This window comes from Dyadobacter sp. CY326 (genome assembly GCF_021390515.1).
Taxonomy (GTDB): Bacteria; Bacteroidota; Bacteroidia; order Cytophagales; family Spirosomataceae; genus Dyadobacter.
In genome coordinates this window covers 133,746-146,215 of record NZ_JAJUXI010000014.1, presented here as the reverse complement: position 1 = coordinate 146,215, position 12,470 = coordinate 133,746, and the positions used below count along the sequence as shown (strand labels likewise).

The following is a 12,470-nucleotide window of genomic DNA, read 5'->3' as shown; positions in this document are numbered from 1 at the left end:
ACTGTCTGCGAAATTACAGATTGTTTGGGTTTCCTTCAAAAACAAATGAATAACTTTCCAATGCCCTGGACCACAAGCCTGAACTCGATCAAAACCCAGCAAAGACCGGCAGATCCGTATCATGCAAAGGCTTATGACTTCATGCGATCGTGGCTGGGAGGTCAGCAAATATTTACGCTGCAAACCTCGGGCTCCACGGGCGACCCGAAACCCATTGAAGTCCGGAGAAGCCAGCTGATCAGCAGTGCAGAGATGACGGGAAAAGCATTGGATTTGGGAAAAGGGACGCGCGCATTGGCCTGTCTGAATGTCGGTTACATTGCCGGCTTGATGATGCTTGTGCGCGGAATGGTGCTCGATTGGGAGTTGACGATCATTGAGCCCTCGTCAAATCCGTTGCTGGATGTTGGGAAAAATGAAGTTTTTGATTTTGCAGCGCTTGTCCCCTTACAATTGAATGTGGTTTTAGAAAATGATGAGACCATTGACCAGGTCGACAGATTTGGAAAAATCCTTTTAGGTGGAGCGCCCGTTGATATTTCCCTGCAAAAAAAAATTGCTGGCTTGGACATTCCGGTTTTCCAAAGTTACGGCATGACCGAAACGGTTTCACACATTGCATTGCGCAGGCTTAATGGTCCGGAGGCTAGTGACGCTTATCATTTTTTGCCAAATATCACTTTCGGGACGGATGAGCGTGGTTGCTTGCATGTTTCCGGCCCAGTGACAAATGACGAAATTGTGCAAACGAATGATCTTGTGGAAATTTCTGGAAACACATTTAAATGGATTGGGAGGGCTGATAATGTGATTAATTCGGGTGGTGTGAAAATTGTTTTGGATAAAATCGACGCAGAAGTTGGCGCTGTTCTCAGTGATCTGAATTATAATAATGCCTATTTCTCCTGGTTTGAGCCGGATGAAAAGCTGGGACAGAAATTGGTGCTGATTATGGAAGGCTCCGAGAATGCAACATTTGCAGATCTTGTTTTTACAGAAATTAGAAAGCGGGTTTCCGCCTATGAAACCCCGAAACATGTTTACTTTGCACGACATTTTACCAAAACAATAACTGATAAGGTTGACAAACGCCGCACAGCTCAACAACTTTTCGCAACTCAAAATGGATAAAAATATTCCGATTCCCGGTCAATACATTGTTCGATTTCAAACTGCGTCAGTCGTTCCGGCGCCTTACTCGCATTTCTACACATTGAAACTGGACATCGCCTCAAAGGACGAGCTGACGGTTGATTTTGACATTAAATATCTGGATCGCGATGATTTGGACGAGGATGATTTGCTGGACGAGGGGTTCTCAACGGACGATGATTACGCATGGAAAGGCAATGTTCCTGCGATATGGATCAAGCAGTTTCAGGACATTCTTGCCGCTTCCAAAATTATCCGAAAGAGAGAAGAAAGTGAATTTGAGGACTTTGTAGAAATTGAGCTGGAAGAAAATGGCAAAATGGTAACCATTTATCCGGTCGACAAGGAGCGCTGGTCTTACTTCTTGCAGGAGTTTATGCAAGCCGTGTTTGAAGCGGGTGGGAGAGAGAAGCCGTTTGAGCTTACTTACCTGGAAATTGATGGTGAAAAACAGTCGCAGTTGGATCTGAGGGCATCTTTTGCAGAAAAATCGTTTACGGTTACCAAGAGCAACGGACCAGTTAAAAACCTGGATTGGACGCAGTTGCAGAAGATCATGGACACGGTTTACAAAGCAGAATTTGTGCCTGATAATGCTTCCGACAAAAAGCCTTCAAAGAAGGGAAAATACATTACAGCGGGCGACGGACTTTGGTATCAGCTCGGCGTCGCCATTTTGGAGACAACAGCGAAAAGCAAGGATTTGGAAAAAATTGAAGCATTATTCAATGCTTTGTCCAAATAATTAAGATCTGTATTGGCTTAGTTCCTGCTGCAATTCATCCACCAGCAGACTGACCCTTTCAAGTGAAGGCTGCGGGGCAGGCATTTGCAAGCTCACAAAAGCCTTCACTTCCCAAACTTCCTGCACATCCTGCAACGGAACTTCAAGTGCCTCAAAACCAGCCATATCTGACGTCAGGAGCAAGATCCCTGATGTTTTTACGTGGTTAAATGCAGTTCGGTAAACAAAACCGTTGCCGCTAAGCACGAACACATATTGCATCCCGTCCTTGATGTCATACCAATTCCTAACAAATGTCCCAACCAGAATTGAACCTGGATGAATAAAATCCGCACCGCTTTCAAACGCCCGATAATAACCCATTGGCAAATTGGGAAGCTGAAAAACAGGCAGTTGATTTAAATATGCAGGATTCTGAAAGTTAGCGAGATATTCGGCTTGCAGATTCTTTGCAACCCACTGAATGGTAGGATAGTTAACTGCTTTCTCTTCAACCTGGGCATTAAAGGGAGTGGTTTGAAACTGATTGTTGAAAACCGGCAATTGCGCATCCGGGCGAACATTAACCGGCTGATTTTGAATGACAGGTTGATGCTTCTGAACCGCTGGCTGCGTAAATTGTGTTGGCTGGGCCTGCGGTTCGCCGTTTACAGGTTTGAAATTCACTTGCTTGGAAACCATCCGGATTTCAGGTTCCTGCTGCTGATATTTGTCCATGATTTTGGACAAAGGCTGCGGTTCCGAGAATGCGGGAATCCTTGTCTGCGCTGGCGTAGGCACATTTCCGGAATGTGAAACCGTCATCTGGCGATTCGCATTGATCGGAAGCGACATGTCCGGTGTTTCTCTTAATTTCCTGAGGTCGTTTTTGAGCAGGTTATCGACCGTAATCCCAAAAGCCGCCGCCATATTTTTCAAATTCGTCAGGTTCGGGTTGGCACGGGCTTCCTCGTAAGCGCCAAGCAATGAGCGTTTTATTGCAATTTTTCTTGCAAACTGCTCCTGAGTAAGGCCGTTCAGCCTTCTGAGATATTTGATGTTATTGCTGACGATGCTCATAATGCACGTTATTGATAAATCTCCTTCTTCGCAGCTTTAAATGTATTGGTAAGCAATCCGCAAATTGTCATCAAACCAACGCCTCCCGGCACCGGCGTAATGTAACTTGCTTTGGGAGCAACATCATTGAAATTCACATCTCCTTTAATCGCAAATCCACTTTTCTTAGTCTCATCGACAACTCTTGAAATGCCCACATCAATCACAACTGCTCCTTCCTTAACGTAATCCGCAGTAACAAATTCTGGCCTGCCCAATGCGACGATCAAAATATCCGCAGTTTGGCAGATTTCTTTCAAGTTCTGCGTTTTGGAATGCGTGATTGTGACCGTGCAATTCCCTGGATATTCATTGCGCTGCATTAAAATGCTCATGGGCAGCCCCACAATCTGGCTGCGGCCGATGACTACGCAATGCTTGCCACTCGTTTCGATTTTCGCACGAATGAGCATTTCCATAATGCCAAAAGGCGTTGCCGAAATGTATGCAGGCAGTCCTTTGCACATTTTACCAACATTAACCGGATGAAAACCGTCCACGTCCTTGGCCGGATTGACAGCCTCCATGATCGTGTTTTCGGAAATGTGCTTTGGCAGCGGAAGTTGCACAATGAATCCATCCACGTCCGGATCATTATTCAGTCCTTCAACCGCGTCCAACAACTCTTTTTCACTTATTTCAGGCCCAAATCGCAATAACGTGGAAGTAAAACCGATTTCCTCGCAGCTGCGGATTTTGGAAGCCACGTAGGTTTCGCTCGCGCCATCTGCTCCAACAAGAATTGCAGCCAAATGCGGTTTTTTCCCGCCGTCAGCGATCCACGCTTCCACCTCGTTCTTTATTTCAAATTTTATTTGGGATGAAATCGCTTTCCCGTCCAGTAATTGCATTATTGATTCGTAATGTTTTTGATTAGAGTTTCCATTCCCGTCGTTGCCTTTTCCTGAATAAAAGTCATGTTCTTTTTCAGGGTAATGTCGGGTTTTGCAGGATCAATGATGTAAATCGGTTTGCCTGCGCCTACATAATGCACGAGTCCGGCAGCTGGATAAACGGCTAAGGATGTGCCGATTACCACAAAAATGTCAGCTTCTTCGGTCACATCGACTGCAACTTCCATCATCGGCACTTCCTCGCCAAACCATACAATGTGCGGCCTAAGCTGGCTGCCCAGTTCACAAAGATCTCCTGTTTTCAATTCCCAGGAAGACATTTCGTAAATCAGTTCAGGATTTTTCGTGCTTCTGGATTTGAAAAGCTCGCCATGCAAGTGTATTACATTGGACGAACCCGCGATTTCATGCAGATTATCAACGTTTTGCGTGATGATCGTTACATCGAAATGCTTTTCCAGCTCAACCAATGCATAATGTGCAGCATTAGGTTTTACGTCGGCAGCTTGTTTCCGTCGCTGATTGTAAAAATCGAGAACCAATTCCTGATTTCGCTGCCAGGCTTCCGGCGTCGCGACGTCCTCAATGCGATAATTGTCCCACAGACCGCCATTGTCGCGAAAAGTGCTGATGCCACTTTCTGCACTGATGCCTGCACCCGAGAGCACTACGAGTTTTTTCATGATTAATAATGTCTAGTGTGTAACCGATATAGGTCTTAAATCTACTTTTCCGCTTTTTTAGCGACCGGTTTTTTTGCTGCCGGTTTCTTTGTGGCTGGCTTTTTTGCTGCCGCCGTTTTTGCTGCCGGTGCTTTCGCTGCCGTTGTCTTTGCCACTGGTGCCTTTGCCGCCGGTGCTTTTGCAGTTGGCTTTTTAGCGCCTCTTCCTGCCGGTCTGTCCGGTGTTTCGGCTGCCAGTTTTACCACCTCGTCATAAGTCAGCGAAGCGGGATCAGAACCTTTTGGAATCTTCACATTCTTTTTTCCAAAAGCAATGTAAGGTCCGTATTTACCATTAAGCACTTTTGCATCAGGATCTTCACTAAATTCTTTGATCGTTCTATTGCTGTCCTGCAAACGCTTTTCGGTTATAATCTCAACCAGTCGGTCTTCGGTAACGCCCATCGGATCGTCTGTTCTGGCCAGCGAATAATATTTTCCGTCGTGCTTTACATAAGGGCCAAACTTGCCAATGTTGACAATCATTTCTTTCTCCTCATACAAACCGACTTCACGCGGCAACTTGAAAAGTTCGAAAGCCTCGTCCAATGTGATGTTTTCCATCAGCTGGCCCTTCATTAAGCTTGCAAATTTGGGCTTTTCCTCATCTTCCGCGTCCCCGATCTGCACATAAGGGCCGTATTTTCCAATGCGAACAGACACTTTTTTGCCAGAAGCCGGATCTTCACCCAACTCTCTCGATGTCAGACTTCTGTCAATAGCCTCTTCGTTTGCTTCGGCGACTTTTTTCTGGAATGGTGTATAAAAATTTTTGATCATCTGGCGCCATTCAAGCTGGCCGTCCGCAATGTTGTCAAAATCCTTTTCAACATTGGCCGTGAAAGAATAATCAATGATGTCATTGAAATGGCTTACCAGGAAATCATTCACCACCATTCCGGCACTGGTCGGGAATAGTTTTGATTTTTCTGAGCCGTAAATTTCTTTGCTAACCTTGCTGTTGATCTGATTGTTAGCAAGCGTGAGCTCTTTGAACTCGCGCTCATTGCCCATCCGGTCTTCCTTTACAATATATTCACGTCTTAATATGGTAGAAATCGTTGGTGCGTAGGTGGATGGTCGTCCAATGCCCATTTCTTCCAGCTTTTTCACCAAACTTGCTTCCGTATAACGCGGTGGATTTCGTGTGAAACGCTCCGTCGCCTTCATATCCGAAAGATTCAGAATCTGGTTGATGTTCAATGGCGGCAGCATTCCTTTTTGCTCCTCGTCATTTTCATCATCACTGGATTCCAGATAAACTTTCAGGAAACCTTCGAATTTGATCACTTCACCTTGGGCAACCAGTTCTTCCGGAGTTGTTGAAATGGCAATGGTTGCAGTGGTTCTTTCTAGTTGCGCATCAGACATTTGTGATGCAATGGCGCGTTTCCATATCAGCTCATACAAGCGCTGTTCGTTGCGGTCGCTGCTGCCATTTAATGTAGAAAAATCAGTCGGCCTAATGGCTTCGTGAGCCTCTTGTGCTGACTCATTTTTGGTCTTAAATATCCTTTTATTATAATAATCCTGACCATATTCATTCGTAATCTGCACACGCGCTTTTTCCAAAGCTTCCTCCGACAAATTTGTCGAGTCCGTACGCATGTAGGAAATCTTTCCAGCTTCGTAAAGCCGTTGCGCAACGGTCATGGTTTGCGCTACGGAAAAGCTCAATTTACGCGATGCTTCCTGTTGTAAAGTAGAGGTTGTGAATGGCGGTGCCGGTGTTTTTTTAGCTGGTTTAACTTCAAGACTTTTAATCGAAAACTGCGCCCCGATGCATTTTTCGAGAAATTTCATTGCATCCTCTTCCTGTGGAAAATTCTTGGCTAGTTCTGCATTAAGCACCTTGCCATTTCCCAGGTCAAACCGGGCTGTTACTTTATAGCTGCTTTTGCTTCTGAATGCATCAATTTCTCTTTCCCTTTCTACAATGATACGAACCGCAACGGATTGCACGCGTCCGGCAGAAAGGTTTTGCTTGCCAATGCGTATTTTTTTCCAAAGCACCGGCGAAAGTTCATAACCCACGAGCCGGTCCAGAATCCGCCGCGCCTGCTGCGCATCCACAAGGTCCACATCAATGATGCGCGGCTTGGAAATCGCATTTTGTAAAGCGGTTTTCGTAATCTCCCGGAACACAATTCTTTTGGTGTCGTCGGGCAACCCCAATGCTTCTTTCAAGTGCCACGAAATTGCCTCACCTTCGCGGTCATCATCCGTTGCCAGCCACACTTCTGCACCTTTGGCCAGTTTTTTAAGCTCGGAAATCACCTTTACTTTATCAGCTGATATTTCGTAAGAAGGCTGGAAACCATGCTCTACATCAACGCCCATATCATGTTCCGGAAGGTCACGAACGTGCCCGAAACTTGACTTAACGGTGAAGTCTGCTCCTAAATAACTTTCAATGGTTTTGGCCTTCGCCGGTGACTCTACGATCACCAGATTTTTTGACATAACAATGGATTTAAGGAATCTTGTGGCACTTTGATTGTCCAAATATAGGGTACAATCGCGCAAAATATCAAAGTGTCGCCGAAAAGGTAGGTTAAAATCGCCGATAAACGGACAGGGTGAAGGCGGCGTTTTCCAAATAATTTATCAAATATATTGGTTCAAAGAACAAAATGAATCAGGGCAAGGTTATCTAAATGCGTCCTTAGAATATAATGATGCTAAATAGTAGCGAAAAACGGCAGGGGCACCTGCGTATGTTTTGTAAATTCGTATTTTCGCGTGTTTTAATGACAACTTCTATCATGAATATTTATCAGGATTACATTAAGGAGATTGCAGAAAGAGAAACCCAAGGACTTCACCCCAAGCCAATTGACGGCGCCGAACTGCTAGGCGAAATCATCGCTCAAATCAAAGATTCCGAAAACGAGCATCGCGACGACTCTCTCAAGTTTTTTATTTACAATACATTACCGGGCACCACAAGTGCGGCGGGTGTGAAAGCCAGGTTTCTGAAAGAGATTATCCTTGGTGAATCCATCGTAGCAGAAATATCACCTGCTTTTGCATTTGAGTTATTGTCGCACATGAAAGGCGGGCCTTCCATTGGCGTATTGCTTGATCTTGCGCTGGGTGAAGATTATTCGGTTGCAAAACAGGCTGCGGAGGTGCTTAAAACACAAGTTTACCTTTACGATGCGGACACAGATCGTCTGAAAGAAGCATTTAAAAACGGTAACGTAATTGCCAGAGAGATTCTTGAAAGTTACGCCCGTGCTGAGTTTTTCACCAAACTGCCGGATGTTCCCGAAGAAATCAAGATCGTAACATTTATCGCTGGCGAGGGCGACATTTCAACAGATTTACTCTCCCCAGGTAACCAGGCACATTCCCGTTCTGACCGTGAATTGCATGGGCAATGTATGATTACAACCCAAGCGCAACGGGAAATAAAGGCATTACAAGCCGAGCATCCTGATAAAAGCGTGATGTTGATTGCAGAGAAAGGAACAATGGGCGTAGGTTCGTCGAGAATGTCGGGTGTAAACAATGTGGCGCTTTGGACAGGGAAACCAGCAAGTCCGTATATACCGTACGTTAATATTGCACCGATCGTTGGCGGAACAAATGGCATTTCGCCGATTTTCCTTACAACGGTTGACGTTACAGGCGGAATAGGCATTGACCTGAAAAACTGGGTAAAAAAGGTTGACGAATTCGGAAATGTGGTTCGCAATGAAAGTGGCGATCCTGTTTTGGAAGAGGTTTACTCGGTTGCTACGGGCACTGTTTTGACCATTAATACACAAACCAGGAAGCTTTACAACGGCGACCAGGAATTGATTGACATTTCTAAGGCGCTTACTCCACAGAAAAAAGAATTTATCAGAGCAGGCGGATCATATGCTATTGTTTTTGGTAAAAAAATACAAACTGTTGCAGCGAAGATTCTAGGCATCGAGGCGCCGCTTGTTTTTGCTCCGTCGAAGGAAATTTCCAACGAAGGACAAGGTTTGACAGCAGTTGAAAAAATATTCAACAGAAACGCTGTCGGCATCACACCGGGCAAAGTTTTGCATGCAGGTTCAGATGTTCGTGTGGAGGTTAATATTGTTGGTTCGCAAGATACAACTGGGCTTATGACTGCTCAGGAGTTGGAATCGATGGCAGCTACAACAATTTCACCGATTGTGGATGGTGCATATCAGTCAGGATGTCACACGGCATCTGTTTGGGATAAAAAGGCGCAGGCTAACATTCCTAAGCTGATGAAGTTTATGAACGACTTCGGCTTGATCACAGCGCGTGACCCGAAAGGGGAATATCACTCGATGACCGACGTGATTCACAAAGTGCTGAACGACATTACAATTGACGAGTGGGCAATTATTATCGGTGGCGACTCGCATACAAGAATGTCTAAAGGTGTTGCTTTTGGTGCTGACTCAGGAACTGTTGCAATTGCATTGGCAACAGGTGAAGTTTCCATGCCAATCCCTGAATCCGTAAAAGTGACTTTTAAAGGCGACATGAAAGAGCACATGGATTTCCGTGATGTGGTTCATGCCACGCAAGCGCAAATGTTGCAAAAATTCGGAGGAGAAAACGTATTCCAAGGCAGGATCATTGAAGTGCATCTGGGAACGCTTCCTGCTGACCAGGCATTTACTTTTACAGACTGGACTGCTGAAATGAAGGCGAAAGCTTCCATCTGTATTTCAGAAGATGATACATTGATCGAATCACTGGAAATTGCGAAAAACAGAATCCAGATTATGATCAACAAAGGCATGGAGAATCACAAGCAAGTTCTTCAAGGCTTGATCAATAAAGCGAATAAGCGCATTGCTGAAATCAAATCGGGTGAAAAGCCTGCTTTGGTGCCTGATGCGAATGCAAAATATTATGCAGAGGTTGTGATTGATCTGGATGCGATTGTTGAGCCAATGATTGCAGATCCGGATGTGAATAACAAGGAAGTTTCCAAGCGTTATACGCACGATACGATTCGTCCGCTTTCCTATTACGGAGAGGACAAAAAAGTGGATCTCGGTTTTGTAGGCTCTTGCATGGTTCACAAAGGAGATTTGAAAATTGTTTCTCAAATGCTTCGGAACCTGGAAAATCAGCAAGGTAAGGTTGAGTTTTCCGCTCCGCTGGTTGTTGCAGCGCCAACTTATAACATTATAGAAGAGCTGAAAAAAGAAGGCGACTGGGATGTATTGCAAAAATATTCAGGCTTTGAATTTGATGACAATGCACCGAAAGTAGCGGCACGCACGGAATACGAAAATATGATGTATCTGGAACGCCCCGGCTGTAACCTTTGCATGGGTAACCAGGAGAAAGCTGCAAAAGGCGATACGGTGTTGGCAACATCAACCCGTTTGTTTCAGGGAAGAGTTGTTGAAGATTCAGAGCGTAAAAAAGGAGAATCGCTGCTTGCATCTACACCTGTAGTTGTTTTATCGGCCATTCTTGGACGAATTCCGAATATCAGTGAATATAAAGCAGCGGTGGTCGGCATTGACCTGACCAAGTTTGCACCTCCTGTTAAACAATTAGCCAGATAGTTAATACTGGCACAATTGTTGACGCATGGGCATTTTATTAGCATAAATAATAATTACTATGGCTTTTGACTTAGACATGATTAAGGGTGTTTACGCCCGTATGCAGGAAAGGGTGGAAGCTGCTCGTAAAATAGAGGGGCGGCCGTTAACCCTGGCAGAAAAGATTTTATACTCCCATTTGTGGGAAGGAACTCCTACGCAAGTTTACGAGCGCGGGAAGTCTTACGTTGACTTCGCCCCCGACCGTGTTGCAATGCAGGATGCAACGGCACAAATGGCTCTTTTGCAGTTTATGCAGGCGGGAAGGCCACAAGTCGCAGTGCCTTCAACAGTGCATTGCGATCACTTGATCCAGGCAGAAGTCGGTGCAGTTCAGGATTTGCAAAATGCGGTTGACAAGAATAAAGAGGTTTATGACTTCCTTTCTTCTGTTTCCAATAAATATGGATTGGGTTTCTGGAAAGCAGGAGCTGGAATTATTCACCAGGTTGTGCTTGAAAACTACGCATTTCCAGGTGGAATGATGATCGGAACCGACTCACACACGCCGAATGCGGGTGGTTTGGGAATGATCGCCATTGGTGTGGGTGGCGCTGATGCAAGTGATGTAATGTCGGGACTTGCGTGGGAGCTTAAAATGCCTCGTTTGATCGGTGTTAAATTGACCGGAAAGCTGAGCGGATGGACTGCTGCGAAAGATGTAATTCTATGGGTTGCAGGTCAATTGACCGTAAAAGGCGGAACAGGATATGTTGTTGAATATTTCGGTGAAGGCGCTGAAAGCATTTCAGCAACCGGCAAGGCGACAATCTGTAACATGGGTGCTGAAATTGGAGCAACAACTTCGATTTTTGCTTATGATGAAAGAAGCGCGGCCTACCTGAGAGCAACAGAAAGAGCTGAAATTGCTGATGCAGCTGATGCTGTGAAATCATATTTGCGTTCCGATGATGAAGTTTATGCTGATCCGGCAACTTATTTTGATCAGTTGATCGAGCTGGATCTTTCAACATTGGAGCCACACGTTAACGGACCGTTCACGCCGGATTTGGCCTGGCCACTTTCTAAATTCGCGACTGCGGTTAGAGAAAACGGCTGGCCGGAAGTGCTTTCGGTTGGTTTGATCGGTTCTTGCACCAATTCAAGTTATGAAGATGTGAGCCGTGCCGCTTCTCTGGCGCAGCAGGCGGTGGATAAAAAACTGACTGTAAGCTCGGAATATACAATTACGCCAGGTTCTGAACTCGTTCGCTATACAGTGGAACGAGATGGTTATCTGGACACATTTGCAAAAATCGGCGGTGTGGTTTTGGCCAATGCTTGCGGTCCTTGTATCGGTCAGTGGGCGCGTCATGGCGCTGAAAAAGGCGAGAAAAACTCAATTATCACTTCTTTCAATCGTAACTTCTCGAAACGTGCGGATGGTAACCCAAATACGCATTCATTCGTAGCTTCTCCTGAAATCGTAACGGCATTGGCAATTGCCGGTCGCCTTACTTTCGATCCGCGTAAGGATACATTGACGAATTCAGAAGGCGTTGAAGTAATGCTCGACGAACCAAGCGGATTGGAACAACCAATCAGAGGTTATGCAGTAGAAGATGCTGGTTACCAAGCTCCTGCGGAAGATCCAAGTCAGGTTCAGGTTTTGGTAAGCCCGACTTCGGATCGTCTGCAATTGCTTGAACCATTTGCCGAATGGGAAGGAACAGATCTGAAAGGATTGAAACTTCTGATCAAGGCGAAAGGAAAATGTACAACGGACCATATTTCGATGGCTGGACCTTGGTTGAAATACCGCGGTCACCTTGACAATATTTCCAATAACATGCTGATTGGTGCGGTTAACTATTATAATGAGAAAACCAACACCATTAAAAACCAGCTGACAAGTGAATATGCGGAAGTTCCGGCAGTGCAGCGTGATTACAAAGCGCACGGCATTGGATCGATTGTGGTTGGTGATGAAAACTATGGAGAAGGTTCATCGCGCGAGCATGCTGCGATGGAGCCGCGTTTCCTTGGTGTGCGGGCAATTTTGACAAAATCATTTGCGCGGATTCACGAAACAAACTTGAAAAAGCAAGGAATGCTTGCACTAACATTCGCAAATACAGCCGACTACGACAAAATTCAGGAAGACGATTCAATTGATATTGTTGGACTACAAACGTTCGCAGAAGGCCAGCCGCTAACAATCGTTCTACACCATGCTAATGGCACAAGCGAAGAGTTTCCGGTAAATCATACTTACAATGATCAGCAAATCGAATGGTTTAAAGCAGGCTCTGCATTGAACATCATTCGCAAATCAGTTGCAGCAGCGTAACTTGACGTGGATATTGTAAAGCAAAACGGCTTCC

The 12,470-nt window shown here is 45.3% G+C and carries 8 protein-coding genes; 4 read left to right on the top strand and 4 right to left on the bottom strand.

Translation table 11 applies throughout. The features are described 5' to 3' along the window. Nucleotides 1-45 precede the first annotated feature (45 nt). Both LZG73_RS24835 and LZG73_RS24830 read left to right on the top strand, forming a co-directional pair. Nucleotides 46-1,131: an AMP-binding protein gene (locus LZG73_RS24835; RefSeq protein WP_233855449.1), complete on the top strand. Its 1,086-nt coding sequence runs from the start codon at nucleotides 46-48 to the stop codon at nucleotides 1,129-1,131. Next, nucleotides 1,124-1,897, top strand: coding sequence for a hypothetical protein (locus tag LZG73_RS24830; RefSeq protein WP_233855447.1), 774 nt, complete (start codon nucleotides 1,124-1,126; stop codon nucleotides 1,895-1,897). Before LZG73_RS24835 ends, LZG73_RS24830 begins: the two co-directional genes overlap by 8 nt. Here the strand turns inward: LZG73_RS24830 and LZG73_RS24825 are convergent, their stop codons facing one another. From LZG73_RS24825 to topA, 4 genes are read right to left on the bottom strand one after another with little or no spacing between them, the layout of a single operon-like run. Continuing rightward, nucleotides 1,898-2,956, bottom strand: coding sequence for a helix-turn-helix transcriptional regulator (locus tag LZG73_RS24825; protein ID WP_233855445.1), 1,059 nt, complete (start codon nucleotides 2,954-2,956; stop codon nucleotides 1,898-1,900). It abuts the gene before it with no gap. A gap of 8 nt (nucleotides 2,957-2,964) precedes the next feature. Then, nucleotides 2,965-3,846 (bottom strand): bifunctional 5,10-methylenetetrahydrofolate dehydrogenase/5,10-methenyltetrahydrofolate cyclohydrolase, encoded by an 882-nt coding sequence (locus LZG73_RS24820; protein WP_233855444.1) that lies wholly within the window; start codon nucleotides 3,844-3,846, stop codon nucleotides 2,965-2,967. Continuing rightward, nucleotides 3,846-4,532, bottom strand: a complete 687-nt coding sequence (locus LZG73_RS24815) for an NAD-dependent deacylase (RefSeq protein WP_233855443.1) — start codon at nucleotides 4,530-4,532, stop codon at nucleotides 3,846-3,848. The genes LZG73_RS24820 and LZG73_RS24815 overlap by 1 nt, the downstream gene beginning before the upstream one ends. A 41-nt stretch (nucleotides 4,533-4,573) precedes the next feature. Continuing rightward, entirely contained in the window at nucleotides 4,574-7,033 is a 2,460-nt protein-coding gene (gene topA / locus LZG73_RS24810; RefSeq protein WP_233855442.1) for a type I DNA topoisomerase, read from the bottom strand. A gap of 302 nt (nucleotides 7,034-7,335) precedes the next feature. On the opposite strand from topA, the gene LZG73_RS24805 reads away from it, so the two are divergent. Both LZG73_RS24805 and LZG73_RS24800 read left to right on the top strand, forming a co-directional pair. Continuing rightward, the gene (locus LZG73_RS24805) at nucleotides 7,336-10,107 is read left to right on the top strand and encodes a bifunctional aconitate hydratase 2/2-methylisocitrate dehydratase (protein WP_233855441.1); all 2,772 of its coding nucleotides are present in this window, start codon (nucleotides 7,336-7,338) and stop codon (nucleotides 10,105-10,107) included. Between the two features lie 58 nt (nucleotides 10,108-10,165). Further along, nucleotides 10,166-12,436 carry an aconitate hydratase gene (locus LZG73_RS24800; protein ID WP_233855440.1) on the top strand — a complete coding sequence of 757 codons (2,271 nt, stop codon included), beginning with the start codon at nucleotides 10,166-10,168 and terminating at the stop codon, nucleotides 12,434-12,436. Nucleotides 12,437-12,470: the final 34 nt, after the last annotated feature.